This window comes from Alphaproteobacteria bacterium (assembly GCA_024244705.1).
Taxonomy (GTDB): Bacteria; Pseudomonadota; Alphaproteobacteria; order JAAEOK01; family JAAEOK01; genus JAAEOK01.
Genome location: JAAEOK010000052.1, coordinates 59,512 through 86,249 on the forward strand (window position 1 = coordinate 59,512; position 26,738 = coordinate 86,249).

General features: G+C 62.3%; 23 protein-coding genes, 1 tRNA gene and 1 pseudogene. 7 read left to right on the forward strand and 18 right to left on the reverse strand.

The genetic code is table 11. The annotated features are described in order from the left end of the window. Positions 1 to 59: 59 nt before the first annotated feature. Complete coding sequence (locus tag GY791_08785) at positions 60 to 1,082, forward strand: polyprenyl synthetase family protein (protein ID MCP4328516.1); 1,023 nt, start codon at positions 60 to 62, stop codon at positions 1,080 to 1,082. A gap of 78 nt (positions 1,083 to 1,160) precedes the next feature. After that, positions 1,161 to 1,237, forward strand: a tRNA-Pro gene (locus GY791_08790). Positions 1,238 to 2,033: 796 nt separating this feature from the next. Here GY791_08790 and GY791_08795 read toward each other — a convergent pair. Next, a complete protein-coding gene (locus GY791_08795) occupies positions 2,034 to 3,419 on the reverse strand; it encodes a tryptophanase (GenBank protein ID MCP4328517.1) in 1,386 nt (461 codons plus the stop codon). 181 nt (positions 3,420 to 3,600) lie between these two features. After that, positions 3,601 to 3,813: pseudogene (locus tag GY791_08800) on the reverse strand (hypothetical protein). A 397-nt stretch (positions 3,814 to 4,210) separates the two neighbouring features. Here GY791_08800 and GY791_08805 point away from each other — a divergent pair. Beyond that, on the forward strand, positions 4,211 to 5,542 hold the full coding sequence (locus GY791_08805) for a sodium-dependent transporter (GenBank protein ID MCP4328518.1): 1,332 nt from the start codon (positions 4,211 to 4,213) through the stop codon (positions 5,540 to 5,542). Between the two features lie 15 nt (positions 5,543 to 5,557). Here the strand turns inward: GY791_08805 and GY791_08810 are convergent, their stop codons facing one another. From GY791_08810 to GY791_08840, 7 genes are all read right to left on the reverse strand, one after another. Next, positions 5,558 to 6,331: a hypothetical protein gene (locus tag GY791_08810; protein MCP4328519.1), complete on the reverse strand. Its 774-nt coding sequence runs from the start codon at positions 6,329 to 6,331 to the stop codon at positions 5,558 to 5,560. A gap of 264 nt (positions 6,332 to 6,595) precedes the next feature. Then, a complete protein-coding gene (locus tag GY791_08815) occupies positions 6,596 to 7,546 on the reverse strand; it encodes a pyridoxal-phosphate dependent enzyme (GenBank protein MCP4328520.1) in 951 nt (316 codons plus the stop codon). Between the two features lie 117 nt (positions 7,547 to 7,663). After that, positions 7,664 to 8,584: an NAD-dependent epimerase/dehydratase family protein gene (locus GY791_08820; protein ID MCP4328521.1), complete on the reverse strand. Its 921-nt coding sequence runs from the start codon at positions 8,582 to 8,584 to the stop codon at positions 7,664 to 7,666. Next, entirely contained in the window at positions 8,557 to 9,372 is an 816-nt protein-coding gene (locus GY791_08825) for a DUF547 domain-containing protein (protein MCP4328522.1), read from the reverse strand. Before GY791_08825 ends, GY791_08820 begins: the two co-directional genes overlap by 28 nt. A 56-nt stretch (positions 9,373 to 9,428) precedes the next feature. Beyond that, entirely contained in the window at positions 9,429 to 10,136 is a 708-nt protein-coding gene (locus GY791_08830; protein ID MCP4328523.1) for a glycosyltransferase family 2 protein, read from the reverse strand. A gap of 33 nt (positions 10,137 to 10,169) precedes the next feature. Then, positions 10,170 to 10,940, reverse strand: coding sequence for a ferritin-like domain-containing protein (locus GY791_08835; GenBank protein MCP4328524.1), 771 nt, complete (start codon positions 10,938 to 10,940; stop codon positions 10,170 to 10,172). 4 nt (positions 10,941 to 10,944) lie between these two features. Next, positions 10,945 to 11,649 (reverse strand): DUF3047 domain-containing protein, encoded by a 705-nt coding sequence (locus tag GY791_08840; protein ID MCP4328525.1) that lies wholly within the window; start codon positions 11,647 to 11,649, stop codon positions 10,945 to 10,947. 277 nt (positions 11,650 to 11,926) lie between these two features. Here GY791_08840 and GY791_08845 point away from each other — a divergent pair, with 277 nt between their 5' ends. Next, on the forward strand, positions 11,927 to 12,559 hold the full coding sequence (locus GY791_08845; GenBank protein MCP4328526.1) for a hypothetical protein: 633 nt from the start codon (positions 11,927 to 11,929) through the stop codon (positions 12,557 to 12,559). A 35-nt stretch (positions 12,560 to 12,594) separates the two neighbouring features. Here the strand turns inward: GY791_08845 and GY791_08850 are convergent, their stop codons facing one another. Next, a complete protein-coding gene (locus GY791_08850) occupies positions 12,595 to 13,236 on the reverse strand; it encodes a protein-L-isoaspartate(D-aspartate) O-methyltransferase (GenBank protein ID MCP4328527.1) in 642 nt (213 codons plus the stop codon). A gap of 300 nt (positions 13,237 to 13,536) precedes the next feature. Here GY791_08850 and GY791_08855 point away from each other — a divergent pair, with 300 nt between their 5' ends. Beyond that, a complete protein-coding gene (locus tag GY791_08855; GenBank protein ID MCP4328528.1) occupies positions 13,537 to 16,188 on the forward strand; it encodes an MMPL family transporter in 2,652 nt (883 codons plus the stop codon). On the opposite strand, the gene GY791_08860 is transcribed toward GY791_08855, so the two are convergent. The 6 genes from GY791_08860 to GY791_08885 form a co-directional block, all read right to left on the reverse strand. Then, positions 16,180 to 17,172, reverse strand: a complete 993-nt coding sequence (locus GY791_08860; protein MCP4328529.1) for an NAD-dependent epimerase/dehydratase family protein — start codon at positions 17,170 to 17,172, stop codon at positions 16,180 to 16,182. The genes GY791_08855 and GY791_08860 overlap by 9 nt on opposite strands. A gap of 40 nt (positions 17,173 to 17,212) precedes the next feature. Then, positions 17,213 to 18,982 carry a hypothetical protein gene (locus GY791_08865; GenBank protein ID MCP4328530.1) on the reverse strand — a complete coding sequence of 590 codons (1,770 nt, stop codon included), beginning with the start codon at positions 18,980 to 18,982 and terminating at the stop codon, positions 17,213 to 17,215. Between the two features lie 18 nt (positions 18,983 to 19,000). After that, positions 19,001 to 19,969, reverse strand: a complete 969-nt coding sequence (locus GY791_08870) for a flippase-like domain-containing protein (GenBank protein MCP4328531.1) — start codon at positions 19,967 to 19,969, stop codon at positions 19,001 to 19,003. Next, positions 19,970 to 21,553, reverse strand: a complete 1,584-nt coding sequence (locus GY791_08875; protein MCP4328532.1) for a hypothetical protein — start codon at positions 21,551 to 21,553, stop codon at positions 19,970 to 19,972. Further along, entirely contained in the window at positions 21,550 to 22,524 is a 975-nt protein-coding gene (locus tag GY791_08880; GenBank protein ID MCP4328533.1) for a glycosyltransferase family 2 protein, read from the reverse strand. Before GY791_08880 ends, GY791_08875 begins: the two co-directional genes overlap by 4 nt. Before the next feature lie 107 nt (positions 22,525 to 22,631). Continuing rightward, complete coding sequence (locus tag GY791_08885; protein ID MCP4328534.1) at positions 22,632 to 23,057, reverse strand: acyl-CoA thioesterase; 426 nt, start codon at positions 23,055 to 23,057, stop codon at positions 22,632 to 22,634. A 136-nt stretch (positions 23,058 to 23,193) separates the two neighbouring features. On the opposite strand from GY791_08885, the gene GY791_08890 reads away from it, so the two are divergent. Together GY791_08890 and GY791_08895 are read left to right on the forward strand one after the other, a co-directional pair. Beyond that, positions 23,194 to 23,652: a rhodanese-like domain-containing protein gene (locus tag GY791_08890; protein ID MCP4328535.1), complete on the forward strand. Its 459-nt coding sequence runs from the start codon at positions 23,194 to 23,196 to the stop codon at positions 23,650 to 23,652. 174 nt (positions 23,653 to 23,826) lie between these two features. Then, entirely contained in the window at positions 23,827 to 24,747 is a 921-nt protein-coding gene (locus GY791_08895) for a DMT family transporter (protein MCP4328536.1), read from the forward strand. A 72-nt stretch (positions 24,748 to 24,819) separates the two neighbouring features. Here the strand turns inward: GY791_08895 and GY791_08900 are convergent, their stop codons facing one another. Together GY791_08900 and GY791_08905 are read right to left on the reverse strand one after the other, a co-directional pair. Then, complete coding sequence (locus tag GY791_08900; GenBank protein ID MCP4328537.1) at positions 24,820 to 25,539, reverse strand: hypothetical protein; 720 nt, start codon at positions 25,537 to 25,539, stop codon at positions 24,820 to 24,822. 58 nt (positions 25,540 to 25,597) lie between these two features. Further along, a complete protein-coding gene (locus GY791_08905; GenBank protein MCP4328538.1) occupies positions 25,598 to 26,455 on the reverse strand; it encodes a formylglycine-generating enzyme family protein in 858 nt (285 codons plus the stop codon). Positions 26,456 to 26,738: the final 283 nt, after the last annotated feature.

The following is a 26,738-nucleotide window of genomic DNA, read 5'->3' on the forward strand; positions in this document are numbered from 1 at the left end:
TACGGCGACGCTTTATGCTCCTTGCGAGGGCTCGGCGCGTCAAGGCGGGGAATACGGATTTGGCGGTTATCGTAAAATTCGACGGCGAACGCAATAAGGACCAGCGGCCCAGCTTGGACGCTTTGACCACGTTGACCGAAGCCGACCTGGTGCGGGTCAACGAAATCATCCTCCGCCGCATGCACAGCCAGGTCGAGCTGATCCCGCAACTCGCCGGTCATATCATCGCCGCCGGCGGCAAGCGCCTGCGGCCGATGCTGACGATTGCCGCCGCCCGGCTTTGCGGCTACGACGGCGACCGCCATCTCGGCCTCGCCGCGGTGGTCGAGTTCATCCATACCGCGACCCTGCTGCACGACGATGTGGTCGACGAGAGCGACCTGCGCCGCGGTCTCGCCTCGGCCAATGCGGTGTGGGGCAACAAGGCCAGCGTGCTGGTCGGCGACTTCCTGTTCAGCCGCACGTTCCAGCTCATGGTCGAGGACGGCTCGCTCAAGATTTTGGAAATCCTGTCGAGCGCGTCGGCGATCATCGCCGAAGGCGAAGTGGCGCAAATGATCACCGCCAACGATACCGAGACCAGCGAGGCCGCCTATCTCGACGTCATCAGGGCGAAGACGGCGACCCTGTTCGCCGCCGCCTGCCGGGTCGGCGCGGTCGTTGCCGAGCGCCCCAAGGTCGAAGAGGAAGCACTCGAAATCTACGGCCTCAATCTCGGCATCGCGTTCCAGCTCATCGACGACGTCATCGACTTCTCATCGTCGCGGGCGGCGATGGGCAAGGATATCGGCGACGATTTCCGCGAGGGCAAGATCACGCTGCCGGTGGTGCTCGCGTTTCGCCGCGGCAGCGACGAGGAACGCAAGTTTTGGCGGCGGACTCTCGAGGACCTCGACCAGACCGAGGACGATTTGGCCCATGCGATCGCCTTGATGGAGGGCCACAACGCACTCAAGGACACGGTCGAGCGCGCCACCCATTACGGCGCCATCGCCCGCGACGCCCTCGGCATCTTCCCCGACAGCGAGATCAAACAGGCGCTGCTCGACGCCATCGACTTCTCCATCGACCGCGCCTATTAGGCCGACGACAATCGGTCACCGCGACGGGGTGACGAGCCTTGCGGCGCCATCGCCGCGGCGCTATAACCCGGGCCCGGTCGGAGTGTAGCTCAGCCTGGTAGAGCACCGTCTTCGGGAGGCGGGGGCCGGAGGTTCAAATCCTCTCACTCCGACCAAAATTTCCTCGAGTTCTAATATTATTATCAATTGGTTAGGTCTAGGTGCAGATATTCAATCAGGCCAAAGCCACCAATAAGCAACCAGCAATGCGTGAATTGGCGAACGCTCTTGGGGTCGCTTGTCGCTATTGAGCCGAGGAATGGGGAAGCCTGAGGGCGAGCGGATCCGAAGTGAAAAATGAACACTAAGGACTTTGCCCGCTGAATTGCGGCAAGCCATCGAAGAAATTGAGGCAGACGGTGCCGAGGCGATTACCTGCGACAACTTAATTGCCTATCTTGAGAATGTTCAAGATTCCGAGCACGTCGATCCATCTCCGGCCAAAAGTGAGCAGTACAAGGCTCGCCTTCGACAGTGGATAGAGTATGCATGAGCCGACTTACTATGCGAGCTGTAGCGGCCTGCGCGTTGACACGACATATGGCACTATACAATCGCCGTCCATCGCAATCGACCTGAGTTCATTTGGCACTGTCGCTGGGCTACCAACGCAAATACGGGCGCTAACCAGTTCCACTATTCCTTTCGGTTGTATTCGAGTCTTTCTCATTGGACTGAGATCGAAGATCAAGGACCGCTCGCCAGAAGAAACCAAGGGAACGTCCACCCACGGCGGCCATAATGTAACCCGATATGATCGGCGGCTATCTGCCTTGGGCGTCGATCGTCGCAGGTGGCATTGTGAGAATGTTTCCAGTTCCCGCGTTATGGGCTGAAATCTCTGCCTACGTAGTCGGGTTCGATATTCTCATGCTCGCAGGCGGCTACATTCTTAAGATCATCCTATCCGTCTCATTGGTCTGCTTGAACCGGCCTCAGGTTGGCCGTGAAATGCCGCAGCGATGCCGGTTCCCAAGTAATTTCCAGTCCCGGAACATTGCCGATGTTGTTCCTCAGTTCCTCGAAACATTCCACGATGTAATCGGCCTGGGCCTGCGTGTAGACGCGGCGCGGCATGGCCAGCCTGACCAGTTCCATCGGCGCCGGTCGTTCACTGCCGTCCGGTTGGCGGCCAAACATGAAGGACCCGATTTCCACCGCACGGATGCCGCCCTGGATGTAGAGTGCAACAGCCAGGGACTGCCCAGGATATTGAAGCGCCGGGATATGCGGTAACATCTTTTTCGCGTCGATGAAAATGGCGTGGCCGCCCGGGGGTTTCATTACTGGCACGCCCAGTGCCTCCAGCCCTTCGTTGATGTACTGGATGGAGCGGATCCGGTACTGCAGATAGTCCTCATCGATGATTTCCTGCAACCCGATGGCCAGGCACTCCATGTCGCGGCCTGACAGGCCGCCATAGGTCGGGAAGCCCTCGGTCATGATCAGACGCGTGCGGGCCCGCTCAGCCCACTCGTCGTTGTTGAGTGCCAGCCAGCCGCCCATGTTGGAAAAGGTGTCCTTCTTGGCGCTCATGGTCATGCCGTCGGCATAGGAAAACATTTCACGCACGATTTCCTTGACCGGTTTGTCCTGGTAGCCCTCCTCGCGCAGCTTGATGAAGTAGGCGTTTTCCGCGAAGCGTGCGCTGTCGATAATCAGCGGCTTGTCGTACTTGTCGCAGATAGCCTTCGCGCCGCGGATATTGGCCATGGAGACCGGCTGCCCCCCGCCCGCGTTGTTGGTGATGGTTATCTCGATCATCGGGACGCGGTCCGCCTCGGCCGCCAGCAGGCGTTCCAGCCTGTCGAGATCCATGTTGCCCTTGAACGGATGTTCCAGCCCCGGATCCAGCCCTTCTTCGATCACGAGATCCCGCGCGTCAATGCCGGCATCCTCGAAATTGGCCCGCGTGGTGTCGAAATGCGTATTATTGGGAACGATCTTTCCCTCGCCGTGCCCCTCGGCGATGATGGAGGTAAGAATATGCTCGGCGGCCCGTCCCTGGTGGGTCGGGATCACGTGCTTGAACGGCATCAGATCCTTTACCGCTGCTTCGAAGCGGTAGTACGACGGTGATCCCGCGTAGGACTCGTCACCCCGCATCAGCGCCGACCATTGCATGGTACTCATTGCCGAGGTCCCTGAATCGGTAAGCAGATCGATCAGAACGTCCTCGGACTTCAGGGAGAACAGGTTGTAGTCCGCTTTCCGGATGAGTTTCCTGCGCTCCTCGACCGTGGTCATCCTTATCGGCTCGACGGTCTTGATCCGGAACGGTTCGATTATGGTCTTCATTGCATGCTCCTCTGAAAATGCAACGGTATTTCGCACGCTTTTCATGTAAACGGCGGTGACAAATTAGTCCACGGAAGTGGCGGGAGCTGGCCAGCCGCGGGCCGAGTAAGACTCTGCCACCTATAGCCTTCACTCCTCTTGGGGATGGTGATCTGCCCCCACGTTAAGTCCCACTCACTAGTTTAGACCAGTCCCGGTTATAGAACAGGTGGTGGGCGACCAAATCCGCCGGCAGCGGGATATCGATCAGAATGTTGCCGAAATTGTCGGATTGCGGATCGACGTTGATAATGGCGATCCCTTCGCGGCGCGGCTGGGGGACGATCGCGTTCTTGAGCGCCTTCAGCGATTCCGGCGATTTGGTTTCGTAGTTCATCATTGCGAGTATCTCGGCGTCCGAAGTCGCAGACAGCGTCAGACCCGCGGCGCATGTCGCGACGCCGAGAAATCTAGTGATATTCATAATTCCTCCAAGTCTTCGATTGAACCAATCCGCCACAACTCATGCGATGAATGCGGCGGCATTCTCCGTGGCCGACCCTCCATTTAGGCATAGCGCCTAGAAAACCGGCTCTCAATGCGTCCTGCTCATCGGCTTCGCTTGGTGGGATGTCCCGCCGCACCCGCTGATTTGGGCTCAAATGCTTGCATGTGGGTGAGCCTAACGGATGACGCCCTAGGCTGAATCGACATTCAACGCATTCATAGCATTGCCATAGCTCACTGTGGGCTGCTAGCCTCGTTGCGGGGAACGCGTGGATGTGACGCCGTATAATACAGGGAGACGAGCTATGGCGGCACGACGCGAACATTTCGGCTCACGGCTCGGCTTCATACTCGCCGCCGCGGGGTCCGCGGTCGGCTTGGGCAATATCTGGAAATTCCCTTACACGACCGGCGCCAATGGCGGCGCCGCATTTCTCGTTCTCTACCTCGCCCTCACCTTTTCGATCGGCCTCAGCATCATGCTCGCCGAATTCGCCGTCGGCCGGGCGGCCGAGCGCAATCCGGTCGGTGCCTTCGCCAAACTCAAGGGCGGCGCCTGGCCGGTCGTCGGCTATCTCGGGGTCGCCGCGGGATTCATCATCCTCTCTTTCTATGGCGTGGTCGCCGGGTGGACCATCGCCTATATCGTCAAGACAATCACCGGCGAGCTCAGCTCGAGCGATCCCGAGCATCTCGGCAATATCTTCGGCGGGTTCATCTCCAACCCGCTGGAACCGGTGGTCTACCAGGCAATTTTCATGGCGCTGACCGTGGGCGTGGTGCTCGGCGGCGTGCATGGCGGCATCGAACGCTGGTGCAAGGTCCTGATGCCCTTGCTGTTCATCTTGCTGCTCGTTCTGATCGTGCGTTCGCTGACCCTGCCGGGTGCGGCGGCTGGGCTTTCCTTCTATCTCGAGCCCGACCTCAGCGAGATCACGGCAGAGACGTTCAACGCCGCCTTGGCGCAGGCCTTCTTCTCGCTATCGCTCGGCATGGGTGCGATGATCACCTACGCGTCCTATCTGTCGCACAAGGAGAACCTGCCCGGATCGGCGATTTGGGTAACATCGCTCGACGCCACCGTGGCGATCTTGGCGGGCCTCCTGATCATGCCGGCCGTCTTCGCCTTCGGCTACGATCCCGGAGCCGGGCCGGGACTCACCTTCATCACCCTGCCGGCGGTCTTTGCCCACATGCCCTTGGGCGAAATGTTCGCGGTGCTATTCTTCTTGCTGCTGACCGTCGCCGCACTGACGTCGTCGGTCTCGCTGCTGCAGGTCGTCGTCGCCTATTTCGTCGACGAGCGCGGCGTCGAGCGCCATCGCGCGGCGATAATATTCGGCGTCATAATCTTCGCCATCGGTGTGCCGTCCTCGTTGTCGCTCGGCGTTTGGAGCGAGTTCACGATCGGCGGCAAGGCGTTCCTCGACCTGATGGACTATGTGTCATCGAATCTGATGCTTCCCATCGGCGGCTTTTTCATATCCATCTTCGTCGGCTGGGTCGTCTACCCGAAGATTCTCGCGGAGGCCACGAACCAGGGCGAGAAACCATTCCCATTAGCGCCGCTCTGGGCCTTCATCTGCCGCTTCGTCGCGCCGGTGGCGATCGCCTGGATCTTGATCAGCGGATTGTAGAAGGGCGCGTCAGCCTCAGCGGATTTCCAGGCTCGAAGTCTCGTTCCGCCGCCGCGCTTCGACCTGGAATAGGTCGAGTGGATAGAGACGCTCGATAATCGCCGATGTCGACAATGGCTCGGTGATCAAGATCGTGTCAGGGTCCTCGCGCGACACGTTCGCAAGGATGTTGCGCGGCGGGCGCAACGGCGCGTCGATCCAATTGGGATCGAATGAAATGTAAACTGTCCGCGACGGCGGCAGTTCGAGCTCGATCCATTCGCGATAGCCGGACAGCGCGAGGCGCCGCGACGGCGGCACGTCGACGCCGACCCATTCCCGATAGCCGGAAAGCGTGAGACGCCGCAGTGGCGGCGCCACGACCTCGACCCATTGGCGATGGCCGGACAGTACGATGCGCCGGACACTCGGCATCGCGACATCGACCCAATGTCGAAGACCCGACAGCGCGATCGACTGCGGATCCCGCAGCGGGCGATCGGCGGGTAGGCTGCGCCGTGGGCCAACGGTGATCTTGAGCCCGTCAATGACGGCGATTTCACCTCTTTCGACCGGTCGAGCGCTAACCCTGATGCGCCTGCCCACGGGAAGATCCAGCGGCGGTGGCGTCAGCACGCCAACCACCTCGCTGGGCGCGGCGCGCACCGACTCTCCACCGGCAATCGACGACTGGGCCGCCGCGATAGACGCGGCAGTCGTCACCAATAGAACGATGGCTACGGACAATAGCCCTGTTTCGAGGCGGCGCTGCATTACCGCATCAACCCTCGTTTCCGAACTGTCCGACATGCTCCGGCGCGCGACACCCACCGCACCGCTACAAGCTTGCCGCGCTGGTCAAATGGTTGCGTTAACCAAGGCAGATGACAATCCACCGGCAAGGCTATCGAAATTCGAAACCAAACGAAACCCCGCAGCGTCCGTTCACAGCCTTGTCATATTCTTGTCCCCGATCGCTCACCGGCACCTTACAAGCGCCAAGCCAATGCTCGGGCCTCGGGTGTCCGATCACCATTCCCGTCGATATGGTTCATCGGCGATCGGTTCGGTGGGCTATGCGATGCCGTCGGACCCGGCTCCGCAGACCACCGCGGCGACGACCGCGTCATCCGGAAGCACAACCTTGCCCGATTGCAGCGCCGCCACCGCGGCCGCACCCGAAAGCTCGGCGGCGATGCCCATCTCGAACCACAGCCAGCGGGCCGCCGCGCGCATCTCGTCGTCGTCGACGAGGACGATCTCGTCGACATAGGATCGTATGATGTCGAGATTGATTTCCGCGCTCCGCCGCGGCGCGAGCGTTCCGGCCTCGGTCTCGATTTGCGACAGGGTCGTGAGCGCGCCCTTATCGACGCTGGTCTTGAGAGTGGGCGCGCCCACCGGCTCGATGCCGATGATCTTGATACCCGGCTTGATCGCCTTGGCGGCGATGGCGATCCCCGAGATCAAACCGCCGCCGCCGATCGCCACCAGCATGACATCGATATGCGCCGATTGTTTGAGCATTTCCCGTCCGACCGTGCCCTGACCGGCAATCACCGTGGGGTCGGCGAAGGGATGGATATAGGTCAGGCCGTCACGCTCGGCGCGGACCAGCGCGGCTTGCTGGGCATCGTCCCAAACCGCGCCTTCGATGACCACTTCGGCGCCCCAGGCGCGCAACTTGTCGATCTTGGCGGCCGGCGTATTGTGCGGCAAATAGATCACCGCCGGGACGCCGGAGGCGTGACCCGCATAGCCGACCGCAAGACCGTGATTGCCGCCGGAGGCGGTGATGACGCCGCGCCCGAGCGCGCCCTCATCGAGGCTCAGGATCGCGTTGTTCGCGCCCCGCGGCTTGAATGAGCCCGTCACTTGCAAGCACTCGAGCTTCAACAGCAACTCGCCGGTATGAAGCGGGTTGAGGGCGAACCGGTTGCGCAGACACGGTGTCCGTCGAACGCGATCCATGATCCGTTCGGCGGCCGCCTCGATATCGTCCAGGGTAATCGTTTCAGCTGCCATCGTTTGAGCCGCGCTCCAGCGTGATCTTGTTCGATTTAGCGATCGCTGTTTCTGCCACGGAGCCCGGCCGCAGCCAAGGACCGATTCTCAATTGTCGCGGGAGATGGCTGGCGTTGGCTATCCCGGGGCCTCGGCCGCACCGACTTCGCGCAAGATATCGCGGCGGCGGGGGCGCCACCCGAGCTCGCCCTGCGCCTTCGCGCCGGACACTTGCTGATCCAAGGCGTAGCCTGCGGCCCAGCCGCCCTTTTCGCGAACGAATTCGGCGGTCGATCGAACCGCCACATCATTGGTCAAACCGAAACGGCCGGCGATCGATCGCGCGATGTCGACGACCGCGACCGCCGGCTCCGCGACGCCCAGGTAATCATGACCGGCACGGCCGCGCTCGAGCGCCAACCGGTAGAGGACGGCGAGGTCGTCGCGGTGCACCATCGGCCAGCGGACACCCTCTGTGCCGACGATCCGGATCGGTCCACCCGCTCGCGCATCTTCGAGAAACATCGAGATCACGCCGCCGTCCCGGTCATAGACCATGGCCGGGTGAACGATTACGGCGTCAACGCCGGCGCTCGCGACAAGAAGGTTGCGATGTTCCACCATCCAGGCGAAATCGCGGAGGGGCTCGAATGGCGATGTTTCGTTGATGACCTCCGCGCCATCGGCACCGTAGAGCCAGACGCCGCCGGTATAGAGGATGCGGGGGCCGGGAGCCCCGCGACCGAAGTGTTCGAGAAGGCTATCGACCAGCCGGCGGTCGGCCGCGGCCATCTCGGAATCGAACGTCGCCGCCGTGTGGACGACCGCGCCGACGGCACCGACCCGCGGCAACCAAGCGGCCGGTTGTCGCATGTCGCCGCGAACGATTGTACATCCCTGCCGCTCCAACCTCGTCGCCGCGGCGGCGCTACGCGCCAGCGCAACGACGGCATGGCCATGGGCTTTGAATTCTGCGACTACCGCCGCGCCGATATAGCCGGTTCCGCCCAAGACGAGAATGCGCATCGCCATCAGTTCGCCGCGTCGTTCAGGTCCCAATCATATTCGTGACCGTCGATGTCATCGTAGCGTGAGAGGGCAACGCCAAGCTCGGGTGTGGCATAGGTCGCGAGGTGCGCGATGATTTCGGCGTTGTCACGGCCAAAGTCCTCGGCGAACCAGACATAAATACTCGAGACCACCAATTCCCCGTCCTGCAAATGCGCCCCGCGCGGCGAATTGACATAGGCGCGCGCACCGTCGTCGAGCAATTCCTCGGCATTATCCGCGGTAAACGCCCTGCCCTGCAAATTGGGGCAGCCAACCGAGGCGCAATTGAGCGCGTAGTGAATGCGAGGATCGCGCCAGATCGGTCGCAGGATGCGGTGCTCGATGTCATTGAGGGTCACCGCCTCGCCCTCGATCTTCACCAACGCTTTGTCCCACGGCCCATCCGCCAGCCACCCCGGAGATATGTCGATATCGAGGATCGTCGTGACCGGATAATGCTCGAGCACGACACGCACGGTCAGGGCGTTATACAGGTTTATCCAAGAGGCGCGCTGCTCCGCCCGATTGAGACGACTGACCGGGACGGCGGCCAATTGCCCGACATAATCAGCCACGGCGTCGCGGTCCGATGGGGTGACCGCGCCATAGGCGAAACGCGTCAGGCCGTCCTCGGCCGGCCGCGTATAGGTGGCCAAAATTCGACTCCAGGTACTGTGGTCGACGCGCGCCGCCGATGTCCGATCGTGGGCGGTCCAGCGTTCCCACAAATCGGCATCCGGCGCGAACAGCGCCTCGATCGACGTGAACCCGGCGTGGACCACGAGCAGCGACGCCATGGCGGCCGCGCGTGTCGCACCGCGTCTCAACGTTCGAAGCATTTGCCGTCGAGCGCTCACGACACTGGTCCGGCCGACGACCGCCGGCGATCCGAATCATAGATTCGCGCCAGTCGGTGGGGTGAGACATGGAGGTGGAACAGCGTGTGAATCCACAGCCAGCCGGCGAATATGGCGATCGGATTGCGCCCGGCGAAGCGCCGTGAAGACGTCACCAATGGCGGCGAATCGATACAGCAAGTCGGGCCCGCGCGCTCGAGGCGGCGTACGAGGTCATAGTCCTCCATCAGCGCGATTGGCCGGATACCGCCAATCGCATCATAAACCCGCCGCCGCAGGAAGATCGCCGAATCGCCATAGTAGATGCCGTGGCGTCGGATCCACCCATAGAAGCCGGTGAGCCAACGGCTGAACCGTTCGTCGCCATCGAACTCGAGTCGGAAATTTCCGCCAACAAGGTCCGGGTCGGTGGCGAGGGCTGCCGCGACTTGGGCCAGGCCGCCACGGGGAAATCGGGAATCGGCGTGCAGAAGCAGCAGGATATCACCGCGCGCGGTCCCAACGCCGAGGCGGAGTTGCTGGCCTCGGCCGGCCGGGCACCGCAGCACTGTCGCGCCGTGGCGGCGAGCGACCCCGGCCGTGTCATCGTCGCTGCCGCCGTCGACGACGATGATCTCGTGGGGTTCCGTTTGTCCACCGAGCGACGGAAGCAGGTGGCGCAGGTTCGCGGCCTCGTTGAGGGTGGGAATGACGATTGAAATCATCGTGTCCGAACCTGCTCGTGCAATCGCCTGATCCTATATGAAGACACGCTTGTCTTCCGCTGCGATCAGGCCGATTTCGATCAAAGTTTCGACCTGTCGTGTCCAGCGTTCGGTCAAATAGTCACGCGCGAGGTAGCGGCCAAGCCGCCACCGACCGAATACGGCAGAAGCGCAATCCCACCATAGGGAATGCACCCAAAGAAAGATTTCAAGGCGTTCGGTCCGCGCCAGATCCAACAGGCGATGGCGGAGATAAATCCTGCCGAAGGCCACGTGCCGGGCCTCGTCGCGGGTGATCCGGGCCGCGATTTGCGAGAACAGCGGACAGCAAAACGCAGCGCACAACTCGCGCTGCATTTGCAGCGCTTCGCCCTCGACGACGATATGAAAGGCGACGATCGGGCCCAACCAGTTGCCCTCCCAATTGCGGCTTCGATTCAATACTTCGGCGACTGCGGGATCGGTCGCCGCAATATCGCCGAGGCGTTGCAGGTACGATTCATAGACGCTGGCGTGGCGACGCTCATCGCCGATTTGAAGCATGAGCAATTGGCGCGCGACCGGTTCCGCCATATGCGATTGCAGGCCGCGGCAGATCTCGATCGTGGCGCGCTCCCCATCGAGGAAATGGCTGATGACGGCGGCATAGTGTTTGCGCGCCAGCCAAGAAGGCGGTTGCACGGGCAGATCCCAATCGATATCCGCATCCGGCCGCCACTGACCGTTGCGCGCATTGATCAGAAGCCGATCCGCGACCGATGATTTCGCTCCCGGCACAAAGGGGACGTCGGCGCCGACCGCCACGGCGTCAGCGGTCCGCGAAGACGATGTCGACGACCGACCCGCGCGACCGCCCACCCAAATCGTCGGTATCCGCAGACAACGCAATGAATTGGGCGGCGGGTACCCGAATACCGAACGCCATTTCGAAATCGGCGGCAATATCGACCTGTTCGGCCAGCCAGCGGCCGCCCGGCGCTTCCGGGCCACGCAGCACGACCATCATACCCTCCGGACCGGTATGAGGATTAACCAACTTGCGCCCCGCTCCGCCGTTGCCGCCCCAAACATAGGTGAGGACCCTACCGGCGAGGGGAACGCCAAAGATCTCCGACTGAACCCCGAGCAGAAGGCGATCGAACAAATTCGTATCGTCCGGTTCCGGCCCAAACCAGACATGAAGCGCCAGCGGCCGGTCGTCCGCGCCTTTCGCCGACAGGTCCGAAAGGCCCGCATTCTCGTCTACCCGCCAGCGCCAACTCAAGTAGCGCCGCGTTGCGTCCTCCGAAGAAATCGCGCGGTAAAGGAGCGCGCTGCTATTCTCGGCGACCAATTCGATACCCTGCGCGCTACGGCCCACGAAACGCGACGCGGGAATGCCGGGAAACGTCAGCACCTGCCACCCGCTGCTCCTCAAATCGGATCCGCTCGGCAGCGTGCCGGCGACGACGCCTGCGCCGAATGAGAGACCGGCAACGAACGCCAAGCCGGCCGCGGTCAATCTCCGTGTCATGGCGCGCCTTTTCTCGATTGTCGGGAGCCTCGATATATGGTTGCGTGCCGCAGATCGTAGTCACTTCTGCTTCACATTCCTGCGAGAGGCCGAGTGGCGAATTGCCGAGATTTCTAGCAACAGGCGTTTACGCCTCCCGCTATACTCACCGTGACCGCCGCGGACGAACACGATATGACGATTTCCGATCTTCAGTTTAGAACTCCTGCCAGTGCCGATTTGCCAATGGCTAGCGACGGCGGCGACCGTCACCGAGGGCCGTGACCCGATGCGTAAATTGACGCCACTGCTCCTGCTGTTGGTGTTCGCGGTGGTGCCTTCGCGGCTCGTCGTCGCGACGCCATATACGGAGAATTTCACGCTCTATATCCATTTTGGCGAGACGCCCGTGGGTACCGTCGAATTTCAATTCGAGCAGCAGGCCGGACAGCTGACCGTCCATTCGAAATTGAGCATCCTAGAATCGAAGGGCGACGAGGTGGTCTATGAACGAACCGAACGACGGCGTGAAATTTGGCAGGACGGCAAAGTGCTCGCGTTCACCAACGATATCGTCGAAAACGGTACCGCCAGTCAGGTTACCGCCATCCGCATCGGGTCGCGGGTCGCGATTACCGGCCCCAACGGAACCGCCTTCGCGCCGGCCAATAGTGTACCGGCGACATTCTGGTCGATCGATACGGTCAACCGGTTTTCAGTCTATGACGTTCAAACAGGCGACGTGTTACTCGCCGAAACGATAAGAATGCCCGCCGCCAGTCAGCGCATCCGCGGCCAGAACGTGAAAATGCAACAATTCCTCGTGACCGGTGATCTGACGCGAAACCTGTTCTATACGCCGGACAATCAGTGGGCCGGGATGCGTTATCTCGGCCGCGACGCGCGCCTGGTAAACTATTTGCTCCAATAGTCGCCGTCCCGGCCGCGGGCGGCCCAACGCAGGCGTCAGGTCCGCCGCCCGCCTTGGAAGGGTGAGAAACGCACCGGCAGAACTTTGCGGCGGGTCACGTTTCCCGCCTTATCCTTCGACAAGACGGTGAGGTGCTGTTGACCGTCCGGCGGTCCGATCGGCACCACCATTCGACCGCCCGGCTTCAGTTGCGCGATCAGGCTTGGCGGCACATCGACCACCGATTCCTTGATTAGCATGGCATCGAAAGGAGCCGCCTCGGACCAGCCGTCATAGCCGTCGGCAATTCGAATATCCACATCGTCATAACCGAGATCCAGCAGAACATTGGCCGCGCGTTCGGCCAACGCACCGACGATCTCGACGCTGAACACCTCGGCGCCGAGCTCCGCCAGCAGCGCCGCATGGTAGCCGGCGCCGGTACCGGTCTCGAAGACCCGATCCCCCGGTTGCACCTCGGCGAGCTCGGTCATCAATGCGATGATATAGGGCTGTGCGATGTTTTGCTGATGTCCGACCGGTAAGGGCGTGTCGAGATAGGCCAACGGCGCCAGATCTTCCGGCACGAATCGGTGGCGCTCGACCCGCTGCATCGCCTCGAGCACACGCTCCCCCGGTGGCTCGACCCCGGCCTCGCCGTTGACCACGGCGGCGTGCATCTCGATGATCGCCACCATACGCTCCCTGAGGTCGCCGTAATCCAAGTCGGCCTGCGCGGATAGCGGTCCGGAAACCCCGCATACCAATGCCCCGGCAACAAAGACAGCCTTCGCCAAGTGCCGCAATTCGGCCCTCCCAAAGTCGCAACATCGAAAAACGACATGGTTACACAGGGCTATTAATTCCACACCGAATCCGGTCAAACAAGGCTTTCGCTCGACAACGACGAGAGGGGTATGGAACGGCGGCTTGCGAACGTGTAGAACGCGGACGCCGGGGATCGTCGGCACTTTTCCCTGTACGCCTTGGAGACAGATTTGTACGACCGCGCCGAGAGGCTAATAGCCGCATTGCTGACCCGCTGGGTTGGGCTGGTTATTCGATTCCCCTGGCCGGTCGTGGTGCTGTGCCTTGCGACGACGATCGGTTGCGCGGTCTATACGGCGAATAATTTCGGCGTCAATACCGACCCCACCGACATGATTTCCGAGGAACTGCCGTTCCGGCAGAACCACAAGATCTATCGCGAGGCGTTCGACCAATTCAGCAACCCGATCACCGTCGTGATCGATGGCGCGACGCCGGACTTGGCGGATTTGGCCGCGTCGAGGTTGGCCGCCCGGCTGGAGGCCGATACGACCAATTTCGTGGCCGTCGATCAGGCCGGCGGCGACCCCTTCTTCGCCCGCAACGGGCTGCTCTATCTCGACGAGGAGGAACTCTACGATCTCGGCGACCGGCTGACCGCCGCTCAGCCGCTGCTCGCGGAATTGACCACCGATATGAGCCTTCGTGGCCTGTTCGATATTCTGACCGAGGCGGCCGATCGTATCGTCGACGGCGACGTCGAATCGGCCGACGGTCTCGGCCCGATCATGGACGAATTGACGACCGCCATCGACGGAAAATTGGACGGTGATACCGTCTATTTCTCATGGCAAGACGTGATGTCCGGGAAAACGGAAAAGACCAGCGATCGGCGCCGTTTCATACTCGTCGAGCCGGTGCAGGATTTCGGTCAATTGCGCCCCGCCAGCGCGGCGATCCGGGAAGTGCGGAGACTGGCGCAAGACCTCGATCTGACCGCCGAACACGGCGTCACCGTTCGCCTGACCGGATCGACGGTCCTCGGCGACGAGGAGTTGAAGGGGATTTCGAAGGATGCCGCGCTCGCCGGGATGATCTCTTTCGTGCTTGTCGGGCTGATCCTGTTCGGCGGGCTGCGATCGCCCAAGATCGCGCTGGCGTCGCTGATTACGATCTTCGTCGGTTTGGTTTGGACGGCGGCATTCGCCGTCGTGGCGGTCGGCGACTTCAACATGATCTCGATCGCATTCGCCGTGCTCTTTATCGGTCTTAGTGTCGATTTCAACATCCACTTCGGCTTGCGCTATCGCGAGGGACTGGTCGAAGAACGCGCGCCGAGCGCCGCCTTGGTCAAGACCGCCGGCGACGTCGGCACGGCGGTGACCGTCGGCGCCGTCACCACGGCGATCGCGTTTTACGCTTTCATCCCCACCGACTACACCGGCGTATCCGAACTCGGCGTGATCTCCGGCTCCGGCATGATCATCGCTCTGTTCGCCACCATGACGCTGTTGCCGGCGCTGCTGGCGATCATGCCGACGCGCCCCTCGACCGCCGAGCGCTCGGCGCCTCGCGGCGAGGGCTTGAACCGGACGCTGGTGCGCTTTTCGGGCCCGATCTTGATCGTCGCTCTCATATTGTTTGCCGGCGCTGTCATCGAATCGACGCGGGTCAGGTTCGATTTCGATCCGATAAACCTCCGCGACCCGAATACAGAATCGGTCCAAACCTTCCGCGATCTGCAAATGGAATCGGCCTCGTCGACCTATACCATAAAGGTTCTCGAGCCGGATCTCGAAACCGCCGAGAAACTGGTTGGTCCGCTCGAGACGCTGCCGACGGTGAAGGATGTTGTAACCTTGGCCAGCTTCGTCCCCCGTGATCAGGACGAGAAGTTGGACATCATCGATGGCATCTACCTTGCCTTGCTGCCGGTCCTGAGCCCCCAGATCGCGCCGAAGTCCGCCCCGACCGCCACCGAGCAAATCACCGCGGCCGCCGATTTGAGGACTGCGCTCGAGGGTCTGGCCGGATCCGGCGAGGCGGGCGACTTGGCGGCACCGGCGCAGCATTTGGCGACGGCGCTCGGTCGGTTGGTGCAACGGGCGGAAGCCACGCCGACTGTGATCACCGACTTGGATGCGACGATCCTCGCCACTTTGCCGTCACAACTCGATCGCCTGCGGGATTCGATGCGCGCTGCGCCGGTCACCTCCGACGATTTGCCCGATTCGATCCGTGACGCTTATCTCGCCGCCGACGGACGGGCGCGGATTCAGATCTTCCCGACCGCGAACGCCGCCGAACCCGAGGCATTGGAGGAATTCGTCAGGGAAGTCTTGGTCGTTGCGCCGAACGCGACCGGCGGTCCGGTCCTCATCGTCGAATCGGGAAAGGCCGTTATCGACGCGTTCATCCTGGCGTCTGTTGTCGCCACCATTCTGATCTGCTGTCTTCTGCTCGTGCTGTTGCGCAGCCTGGCCGATACGGTGCTGGTACTGATGCCACTGGTGTTGGCTGGATTTCTGACGCTGGGAACGGCGGCGCTCCTCGACATGCCGTTCAATTTTGCCAACGTCATCGTGCTGCCGCTGCTGCTCGGACTTACTGTCGATGGCGGAATTCACATGGTGATGCGGCGGAAGGGGCTCAATGTCGGCCAAGCGCTGATGCAAACGAGCACGCCACGCGCGGTCGGACTCAGCGCCCTGACGACGATATGTTCGTTCGGCAGCTTGGCGATATCTTCGCACCAAGGGACTGCCAGCATGGGCAAGCTCTTGACCATCTCTCTCACCTACACGCTGATCGCGACCCTGATCGTCCTGCCGGCACTGCTCGCCTTACGGGAACGATTGCGCAGCCGGGCGGTCTCAGCGTAGATAGCCGTTGGAGCGAAACCAATCGATGGCGTCGCGCAACGCCAAATCGGCCGCGCGCGGCCGATAGCCCAAGACTTCGGTCGCCTTGTGCGATGAAAAGAACATGCGATGGCGAGCCATGCGGGCGCTGTCGATGGTAACCAAAGGTTCCCCCGTCCGAAACAATCGGGCGGCGGTCTCGGAGCAATAGGCGACCATCATGACGAAGCCGTGAGGTAGCTTGATTCGCGGCGGCGCCCGCCCCGTGAGCGCGGCAATGCGCTCGAGGATTTCGCGCAACAGCAGGTTTTCTCCGCCGAGGACGTAATTCTCGCCGATTTCCCCCGTCTTCATCGCCAGGACGTGGCCATCGGCCACATCGTCGACATGGACCACATTGAGGCCGGTATCGGTATAGGCCGGCATCCGACCGGCGGCCGCGTCGACGATCATTTTCCCGGTCGGGGTCGGTTTGATATCGCGCGGGCCGACCGGGGCCGAAGGGTTAACGATGACCGCCGGCACGCCCTGTTCTTCGACCAGCGACTTCACCGCGGCCTCGGCGACGAACTTGGACCGTTTGTAGTGGCCGATCATATCGTCGATCGATACCGGCGTCGCTTCGTCGGCCGGCGACCCGTCGGCGGTATGTCCGAGCGTCGCCACGCTGCTGGTATAGACGATGCGCTCGGCACCGGCTTCGGCGGCCGCCAGCAATAGGTTGCGCGTACCGTCGACATTGATGGCGTATATCCGGTCCGGGTCGGGTACCCACAGGCGATAGTCGGCGGCGACATGGTAGAGGCGGCGGCAGCCCTCGACCGCATTCTTGAGCGATCCCGGATCGCCCAAATCGCCGATGACGGGTTCGACATCGAGGCCATCGGTATTCCGCGTGTCGCTCTGCGGCCGCACGAGAACGCGCACGCTTTCACCGTCCGCCAAAAGCCGCCGCACGACTGCGGAACCGACAAATCCGGTCGCTCCTGTAACGAGGCTGGTCATGGCGTATACATAGCGATTCCGCGATCGCCGCGAAATGCCTTCATCGTCGAACCTGCTCGCGCATACAGGTCGCGTCGACCAGCAACATGGTGCCATCGCGCGCCGCCAAACAGAGCGGCGCCAGCACCGCCATTATCGGCGCCGATCCGGCGGCGGTGCGCCGCATGGCCGCTTGATGAGCCCTCGGGAATTGCTCCGCCCACCATGCCGATTCGAGTTGCGCGATGTCGAAAGCGCCCTGATCGATAAGCCAGTAATCGACCGGGTAGTCGCGGAAGAAGCGCCGCAGGAGGGCGGGATTGGCCGCGTATTGTGTTTCGGCGATGCGTCGGCCCTTTTCCCGAAGCGACGAATAGTACCCGAGGTGATAGGGAATCCCGTATTCCGGTCCGAACAGAATGGCGCGCGAGGCGAACGGCGGCACGTTGTCGACGGCGGCTTCGAGTGAGGCCACGGTGGTCCCTTTTTCGGTCTGCGACAGGAACTCGTAAAGCGCATGGTGGCGGCCGGTGATGTAGAGCCGCTGGCCCATTTTCATCGCCACATAGGGCATGGTCAGGATCACGGCGATTGTGGCGGCGATTGCGAGTCCGCCCAGGCACCGTTCCATCCATTGCCGGCCCCGCGCCCAGTCGACGGATTTCAACAGGAGCAGGTAAACGCAGGCGCCGAACGCTATGTCGAAGGCAATGCGCAGACTGTGTTGGGTATAGCGATTGGGCAGGTGGAGCTGGAATAGAACGATGTGCGCGGCGGCGAAAAGGATCAGCGAAACCAAAACAAGGCGCGGCAACACATAGATATCCGTACCGATCCGTTGCGCGACCTGGCCGCTGCCGGAGGCCCGTAGGTAGAGCGGCAGCGCCAAGACGATCAGAAACACCAATATCGGGGCCACAGTCGCCGAAACACCGAGAAGTTGGCGATCCTTGAGTTGGCACCATTCGATCGGGAACAACCCGGCGCGGAGACCGCAGGTCCAGAATCGCCAGCGATCGGGATCGAAGAACTCGGCCCTGCCGCCGACCCAGAACTCGGGCAGGTCGCGCGCCGCGGCCGCGCTGATGACCGGACCATAGACGGCACTCTGCAGCGCATAGGGCGCCAGCACGACCACCGCGGCAGCGACGCCGAAGGCCGCGACCCGTCCCTTCGATAGATCCCGGGTGAGCCGCGGCACGCCGCGCCGGAAATCGATCAGCGCGAAGGCCGCGAGCCCGGCCGCAATCAACGCCATCTGCGGGTAGAACAAGCCGAGCAACAGAACGGTCACGGCGACGCCCCACCCCGACTTCTTCAAGAAGTAAAACAGGAAAGCCGCAAAAATCGGGTAGAGGAATGCGCGCGGTGTCGCGCTCGACAGATTATCCATCAACCAGGCGTTCTGGGACAGGGTCCAGGAAATCAGAAACCCCGCCGCGGGCACCGGAATCAAACGGCAGCCGAGGCCGAACCCGTAACCGGCGAAGACCAGCCCGAGCACCATCGGCAGCACCTTGGAGACCACGATCGAGTCAAATCCGGCCGCGGCCGCCGCGCGATAGACCCAGGTATAACCAACCGGCGCCACCGACCGGAAATAGTCGGCGATGGGATCGATCGGAAACAACTCGGGATCGCTAAACCGCAGCGCCCAGACCACGTGTTGTCGGGCATCGTCCTGGATGACAAAAGGGGCGGAGAAGGCCTCGGTCATGGCCACGCCGCCGCCGACTGCGGCGACAGCAAGACTCAGTGCGAACCAAACCGTGTAGCCGGTCCGGTCGGTCCGCGCCATCCAATAACCGACGGCGTCACGCATACCGCTCACGGATGCCTCCCTATCCCGCTAATGTCCACCGGCTCCGGACGTGCCCGATTTATGGGCGCGCAGGATGGCGAGATAGGCGCCAAGAAACGGCAGGCCGGCGATCGCCGGCAGGACATAGCGCAGGGTACAAAGCACACCGAGAGCGGCCGCCACCGGCGCCGCCATGAAGGGTGCGAAGAAGAAGATCAGCGCGGCGTCGCGGGTACCGATGCCGGCGAAAGTCAGCGGCAGCAGGCCGGCGAGGATGGCGAGGGGGGCCAGGGCCAGATTGTCGAGGAAGGGGACGGCGGCGTTGAGGGCCAGGATGAGCAACCATATCTGCCCCAAATGCATGAACCAAATGACCAGGGAGACGGCGGCGATCAACGCGACCCGGCGCCGGTCGCTCCAGAAATAGGCATGCATGGCCTCCCAATCCTCGGCCAAGCCGGCGGCGGCGCGGCCGATCGGCGCCGGTGCCTTGGCGCTTACGATGAGGAAGAAGCCGGCCGTGATCCGGCTCGACGCCAGCAGCGTGAGGCCAAGTGCCAGACCGCCGGCGACTCCGACGGTCATGACCCAGAAAAGGGCGTCCTTGTCGGCATAGAGCAACAACCCGAAAACGCACCACACCAGCAGCGCCAGCATGTCGCAGGTCTTCTCGAACACGACCAGGGCCACGGCCAGCGAGCCGGTCATGTGTCCGCGGTCGCGGATAAACCAGGCCTTCGCCAAATCGCCCATCTTCGATGGCAAGACGAGGTTGAGCGAGCTCGCGGCGAGGGTCAGGCGCACCGCCTCGGCGAGATCGATGTGCGCGCTATCGGGAACCAGGCGGGTGAATCGCCAGGCCGTCACCGCCGTAATCGGCGCCAGCGCCAAGAGGCCCGCCGCCAGCCAAAGCAGGTCACTGGCAACGAGCGAGGCAACCAGCGCAGCGAAATCGATGCGCCAGTATATGATCCCGAGAATCGCCACGCTGACGGCAATGGAGATCAGCCGTTTCATCTAGAAGCTCCGCTCGACGACCAGGGTCTCGCCGGCGCCCAGGCCGCGCACCTGATCGGTAAGGTCGCGCCATGGTTCGAGCTGTCCGGCCTGGTAGATGCGACTCATCACGACGTGGATCGAGGTCTGGTGGCCGCCGATCCCGGCGGCGACAATCGGCGTCCAATCCTGGACCGAAACCTCGTCGCGGACGGTCAGCCGATCCTCGCGCCAAGTGAGTACGCGGCGGAACGACATCGGCGCCGCGCGTCGGCCGGTAATCAGCAGGCGTTGCAATAGACGGCGCACGCCATCGGGATGAACTCGGCCGACGGTTACCATGAGAAGTCGCAGCACCATGAGCTTGAAAATCGTCATTCGCGGCTGCTTCGCCCACGCGAACCGGCCCGATATTTCGATAGAGTCGGTGTCCAGCAAGGTTTCGTAGTTATCCACCATGTGGGCAACCGCGGTCGCGCCTCCATCGAACTGCAGCGAGATCTGGGTGTCGCTGGCGACCAATTGACCGTCGCGGAAATACTTGAAGACACCGCCCTTGTTGAGCGCCAGGAACAACGCCGAGGAGCCGCGGCGCTCGGCCATCAGGCCGGCATCGGGAAAATGCCGGCGGCCTTCCGCCGGTGCGCCAGGAACCGGGCGCTGGTCCACGAAGTCGCGCCAGGCCAAAAGGAAGTTCCAGCAATGATGGCCGATAATGTGATCGTCGGCGAAGCATGCCTGGCGGCCGGCCTCCAGCCCGGCGAGAAAGCGGTCGTTGACGGCCAGTGCCTCGGGCATCCAGCGACCCGCCAGTTCGAACCCGTGGGGAAAGAAATTGTAGGTATTTCGGCTGCCGTATTCGCCACCGAAGGACCCGTCGGGATGGATCCAGGTGGCCGCGAAAGCGACCGCCTTTTCAATCGCCGAACGAACGTCGCCGCGGGGCGCCAGCTCGTGGATACGCGCGAGCACGGATATCGTCAGCGTCAGATATCCCGGGTCGCAACCGTCGTACTCATGGAACCACCCTTCGTCATCCTGCCACGAAAGGAGCCGTGCCAATCGTGCCTCGAAGGGCGCGTTCCAGCGGTCGTCCCCGGTCAGATTACCGAGCAGCGCCAAATTGAGGGCGATCAAGGCCTCATGGTTGCTCAGGCGGCCGCTCTCCCGGTGTTTCGCCAGCCAAGCTCCGCGGCGGCGGAAGAAGCTCTGGAGTTCGTCATTGCGAAGGTCGAGCAGTCGATAGGATTCCACCGCGGCGAGCAGCGAAAACGCCGTCGCGCCGGCAGCGCGTTCATAGGGGTAATAGTCGTCACAGGAGCCATCGGCGTGGGCATGGCGGGCGGCGAAGCGAAGGCCGGCGACGGCCCAATCGCGCACGGATTCGTTCTGGTAGTAGGCGTTGTTCGGGACCGCCGTATCCCAGGCCAAGGCCAGCGGATAGATGAATTCCTGTGCCATCCCGCTGGGGAAGTCGATGATCTTGTATTGCCAGTAGTTGCGATCGAAACAGCCGTAGGTCGGACTATGCGGATTGCGATCCTGGAGGGTCAGGATTTTGGGAATATCCGCGAGCGCGGCCGCGGCGAACGAGTCACGGCTCATCGTGCGGCATCTTCCTCGTCTGCCGCCTCGTCGGCCAATTCGGTGCGGCGGCCGCGCAGTTGGATGTCCTCGAGTAGACTCCGGTTGACCGACATCACGTCGGCGATAAGACCGAGAATCCACAGTGAAAAGCCCATCGTCAGAAGAATCGCGGCGAGCACCAAGCTCGGTGTATGCGCCCGTTCGGTGCCGCCGATCAACAACACCAGATAGCGCAGTCCGATCAGGAAGCCGAGGCAGAACGGAACGCTGCCAAAAGCGAAGAAAAAACGCATCGGTTTGTAGATCATGAAGATCCGCACGATGATCATCATCGATCGCGCGACGTAACTCGGAATGCTGCTGAACAACCGCGACGGTCTCAGATCGGCGTTGGTGCGGACCGGCACCGAGACAATTTCCATCCCCCGCTGGCCGGCCTGAATGATTGTTTCCAGGGTATAAGTGTAATTATTGAAGACGTTCACCCGGAGCGCCGCTTCGCGGCTGTAGGCACGGAAACCGCTCGGCGCATCGGCGATGTCGGTATTGCTGACCATCCTCACGACCCAGCTGCCGAGGCGCTGCAGCCGTTTCTTCAGCACCGAGAAATGCTCGATGTCGTCGATCGGCCGCGCGCCGACCACGATGTCGGCGTCCCCGTCCAGGATCGGTTTGACCAGTTTCTCGATATCAGCCGCGCGGTATTGGTTGTCGGCGTCGGTATTGACGATGATATCGGCCCCGGACCGCAGCGACGCGTGCAGCCCGGTCATGAAAGCCCGCGCCAAGCCCTGATTGCGGCCAAGATCGACGATGTGGTCGGCGCCATGCTGCCGTGCGACCTCGACCGTCCGGTCGGTACTGCCGTCGTTGACAACCAGCCACTCGACTGAATCGACCCCGGGTACCGCGCGCGGCAAATCGTCGAGGGTCACGCCAAGCGTGGCTTCCTCGTTGTAGCAGGGAACCTGAATGACGAGTTTCGTCATGGGGCCATCAAATTCATCGCGGGCTCGGGAATCATGGCTACGGAACGGCGACGGGTCGTCTGGTTTTTAGCATGGCGCCCGCGGCGGATCGAGCCGCCACGTCCCGACTACTCGGCGGACAATTTGGTTCGGACATCGCCCGGTATCGGCGCCGAGCGTATGCCGGCTTCGCGGTCCGCCGCGCGCACCACCCAGATTCGGGTCTCCCGGCCTTCGACCGCCAATCGGCCGTTATTGTGAATTCGGTGCAACACCGTGAAAACCTTCTCCCGCCAGTCGTCGACCCAGGTTTCGATCTCGATGTGATCGCCCATCTTGCAGGGCGACTTGAAGTCGGCCGAGGCGTCGAGCAAGGGAACGCCGGCGAACCCGCCGTCATGCGCCTCGAACGTGGTTTCCCAAGGCATTCCGGCGAGGCGGAACATGTTTTCCGTCGCCTGATCGAACCAGATGAAATAGCGGGGATAGAAGACGATCTGGGCCGGATCGCAGTCGCTGAAATGGACATGTCGGGATAGGAAGGCGCGAAACATGGGCCGCTCGCAAGGACTTGGGGTTTTCTGAGAAATCCGGTCGATCGCCTTCTATCACAGCTGCCGGGCAATCACCAATCGGTGATGGCGCGGATGTTCCCGGCCGCTTGACAGTGTGCCAAGCGGGCAACACTCTATGCCGATGGTAAATACGATGCGCATGGCGCACTGGTTTCTTGCCGTCACTGCGGCGCTGGTGCTGTTTACCTCGGCCGCCGCTGCCGCGGAGCCAAAATTGAGCGCCCCGGACGCCCAAAAACTCGCCGACACGGGGGCGATCACGATTGTCGACGTGCGCTCTCCCGTCGAATGGCGCCAGACCGGGATTCCGGCCGGTGCCCTGGCGGTGACCATTCACGATCCGCGCGGCGAGGCCGGCTTCGTCGAAGCGATCCTGACCGCCGTGGGCGGCGATCGAAAGTACCCGATCGCGTTGATTTGTGCCTCCGGCGTCCGGTCGCACCGAGCTCGGCAATGGCTCGTGGCGGAGGGATTCACGAACATATCGGATGTCAGCGAGGGGATGCTGGGCCGCGGCGACGAGCCTGGATGGTTGCGACGCGGACTGCCGACCGAACCGTGTCCTGTTTGCTAGGATCGATTTTCCATTGTAGTAAACGGATCCGATGGCGATCCAATTCCGCCCCCAAGCCGGTGGGTAGACTCTAATTAGCGCCGAATCACTGCCAACCGTCCTGTCGCCGCAGCCTTGGCGATGACGTTGGCCCATTCAACCGGCCCCGCTGACCCGAGAGGACGGCGCCTGATCATGTCCACTCCCCCTCGCCCGTTGATAGGTTGGCTTGCCGCATGCGGCTTGCTCCTGATTTGGTCGGGCTGGGTCGTGATCTCGCGGCTGGGCGTCACGCAAACACTTACGATCTATGACATGGCGATGCTGCGCTTCGCGGTCGCCGCGATCGCGGTCGCTCCTTTCCTGGTGCACTATTGGCCGCGAAATCTCGTCTGGTGGAAGATCGGGGTACTGAGCTGCGGCCCCGGCATCCCCTATGTCCTGTTCGCCTTTGCCGGAATGAAATTCGCCCCGGCCAGTCATGCCGGCGTCCTGATGAACGGGACGTTGCCGATCTTGGCCGCGATCGTCGGCCTGCTGTGGCTGAATGAACGGCCTGGTCATTGGAAGATCATCGGCATGATCATCATCCTGTCCGGCTGTCTCCTTATCGGATGGGACCGCAGTTCCGTCGGCATCGAACCGGATGCCTGGATCGGTCACCTGTTCTTCGTCGGCTCCGCACTCATGCTGGCCGGCTACATGATCGCCACCAAGGCGTGGCACGTGACAGCGATGCAGGCGCTGGTCGTGATTCCGGTCGTCAACGCCGTCTTTTACGGCCCGATCTACCTGGCTTTTCTGCCCACGACGATCGGGGCCGCGTCATGGGCGGAGATCCTGCTTCAAGGACTCTATCAGGGCTTGGGGCCGAGCATCCTCGGTGTCGTGTTCTTCACCACCGCGATCCGCGCGATCGGCCCGACACCGACCGCGGCCGTAATGGCCGGCGTACCCGGATTGGCGGCTTTGATGGCGATCCCGGTGCTCGGCGAGTGGCCGAGCCTGTTCGCCTGGATCGGCCTCGGTCTCGCATCCGTGGGTATCCTGCTGACCGCCGGTTGGCACCCGGCTCGACGGACACGAGCGCGTGTAGTCGAACCGATTTCACGTTGAATCGCAGGAATATGAGTGCGAGCCCGGCACGACATCGCGCCGGCGCCGGCATTCGGGACCGGCGGCGGGTGCCTATTTCGTCTTCAAGGCCGCGGTCACCGCATGGACCTGAGCGTCGATCGATACCGCGGTCTTCGACGTGATTTCCAGGGTCCGATCCTCATAGACCGATTTCTTCGGATCCTTCGGGGTCCACGCTGCCACCGCGGCGTCGCGCTGGCGCACCAGGTCGGCGATTTGGGGCCGGAAGAGTTGGACCATCCCGGTAAGCCAGCAATTGACCGGCCATGTTCCCGGATTGACGAGATCGATTTCGAAGCAGTCAAGCAGACGAGTGACGTCGCTGGCGGTATACCAAATTTCGCCGGTCACCCAGCGGTTGGTGGTGAAGAGCGAGATCGGCAGGCCGTAATTGTTCATCGATATGGCGATCAGATGGCTGAGTGCATCGTTGGCATCCTCCGGCGCCTCGAAATCGGGAACCATCGCCGGCTTGATGTCGTCGGGCATGCCCTTCGGTCGTATGAACGTGTGGAAGTGGCCGTGCTCGCCCGGACGCTCCTCGGGCGGATGGGAGTGGTAGTAGTACTGCGATGCGGAATCGCGGTCGTAGACGTCCCCCGGCGGATAGTGGTCCCACTGCAGGAACTCACCCTCGTGGCGTAAGAGTTCGCCGACGATATTGTCGCCGCTCTTGGCCAGGACGCGGATGCAATCGACCACTTCCTCGCCCGCCACGGCCATGCGTTCCAACTCCGCCTTGCCGAGGTGGCTGAAATCGAGGTTGTCAATCACAGCCGGGGTCGCTGGCTCCGATGGATCCAGTTCGTTTGCTGTCGTGCTCATATCGCTATTGTGCCGAATGACCGGCATCCAAGACAAGTCGGAAACCAACCAAGATATGCTTGATATCCGTTGGACGGGAATGGCGACCCGCCGGGCGGCAAACGCCGCACCCCTTGTCGTCCCAGGATCCACCCTTGACGATGTAGCGGCGATCGCCCTTGGGGGTCGCGGTCCATTCATAGACCTGGCCCGCGGAATCGAGGACGCCATAGGGACTGACACCCGCCGGAAAGGACCCGACCGGCATCGTGTCGAACGGGCCGAGATCATGGCTGTTCAGGCGATCGGGCTCGAAAGTATTGCCCCACGGGAAATACCGTCCGTCGGTGCCGCGCGCCGCTTTCTCCCACTCGGCCTCGGTCGGCAATCGCCATTGCATGCCTGTCTTGGCCGAAAGCCAGTCGGCGAAGGCCACCGCATCGGCATGGGAAACCATCACTACCGGGTGGTCCGCACGCCCCGGCGGGGGCGCCGGGCCGGTCCAGGCATGACGGCGGGTTCGCTCGTAGGGATGGATGAGCCTATAGCCGCGCCAGGTATCGGCGTCGACATTTGGCCAATTGTGGCCGGTATCGCGGACGAAAGCGGCGTACTGGGCATTGGTGACCGGCGTTTCGGTGATGCGGTAGGCGCCCGTATCCGCCGTGCCTAATGGTTCGTTTTCGTACCACTTGCGCTCCCGCGTGACACGATGGCCGTAGGCCGCTTCATCAAGCAAATAGGCGCTTTCGCGCTCGGCCCGGTCGGAGCCGTAGACGAATGGCCCGGCCGGCACCGCCACCGTCGCCGGCACCGGTGGTTCGGCCACCGGGGCCCGAACCGGGGCGAACGCCACGACCACGAGCGTAGCGGCCGCCAGCATTGATCGGCGCCATTTCGGCGCTGGCATTGGGATTCGAGGCATAATCCTACAATCGGACCTTCGATGTGGGTTTTCCACTCAACTAGATGTGAGCGAACGTGAAAACACCTGACCACAAGATCGCCCTACTATTCGAATGTCTTGAATCGCCCTTGGGACCGGATCGAGGTTTAACCGCGGCCGAGCCGGGTGCGTCACAACCGGGAGGTAGAGGTGAAGGATTACAAACACAGCCTGCTTTCATCGACCAAGCTGCCGGTGCTGGCCGGTGCCGGCGCCCTTA

Bases quoted from the DNA above. Each gene is read 5' to 3' on its own strand.
- GY791_08880 (MCP4328533.1), bottom strand. From the start codon at position 22,524: ATGACGAAACTCGTCATTCAGGTTCCCTGCTACAACGAGGAAGCCACG.
- GY791_08860 (MCP4328529.1), bottom strand. From the start codon at position 17,172: ATGACCAGCCTCGTTACAGGAGCGACCGGATTTGTCGGTTCCGCAGTC.
- GY791_08805 (MCP4328518.1), top strand. From the start codon at position 4,211: ATGGCGGCACGACGCGAACATTTCGGCTCACGGCTCGGCTTCATACTC.
- GY791_08890 (MCP4328535.1), top strand. From the start codon at position 23,194: ATGCCGATGGTAAATACGATGCGCATGGCGCACTGGTTTCTTGCCGTC.
- GY791_08810 (MCP4328519.1), bottom strand. From the start codon at position 6,331: ATGTCGGACAGTTCGGAAACGAGGGTTGATGCGGTAATGCAGCGCCGC.
- GY791_08905 (MCP4328538.1), bottom strand. From the start codon at position 26,455: ATGCTGGCGGCCGCTACGCTCGTGGTCGTGGCGTTCGCCCCGGTTCGG.
- GY791_08825 (MCP4328522.1), bottom strand. From the start codon at position 9,372: ATGGCGTCGCTGCTCGTGGTCCACGCCGGGTTCACGTCGATCGAGGCG.
- GY791_08830 (MCP4328523.1), bottom strand. From the start codon at position 10,136: ATGATTTCAATCGTCATTCCCACCCTCAACGAGGCCGCGAACCTGCGC.
- GY791_08850 (MCP4328527.1), bottom strand. From the start codon at position 13,236: ATGGTGGCGATCATCGAGATGCACGCCGCCGTGGTCAACGGCGAGGCC.
- GY791_08815 (MCP4328520.1), bottom strand. From the start codon at position 7,546: ATGGCAGCTGAAACGATTACCCTGGACGATATCGAGGCGGCCGCCGAA.
- GY791_08875 (MCP4328532.1), bottom strand. From the start codon at position 21,553: ATGAGCCGTGACTCGTTCGCCGCGGCCGCGCTCGCGGATATTCCCAAA.
- GY791_08840 (MCP4328525.1), bottom strand. From the start codon at position 11,649: ATGACACGGAGATTGACCGCGGCCGGCTTGGCGTTCGTTGCCGGTCTC.
- GY791_08895 (MCP4328536.1), top strand. From the start codon at position 23,827: ATGTCCACTCCCCCTCGCCCGTTGATAGGTTGGCTTGCCGCATGCGGC.
- GY791_08795 (MCP4328517.1), bottom strand. From the start codon at position 3,419: ATGAAGACCATAATCGAACCGTTCCGGATCAAGACCGTCGAGCCGATA.
- GY791_08870 (MCP4328531.1), bottom strand. From the start codon at position 19,969: ATGAAACGGCTGATCTCCATTGCCGTCAGCGTGGCGATTCTCGGGATC.
- GY791_08885 (MCP4328534.1), bottom strand. From the start codon at position 23,057: ATGTTTCGCGCCTTCCTATCCCGACATGTCCATTTCAGCGACTGCGAT.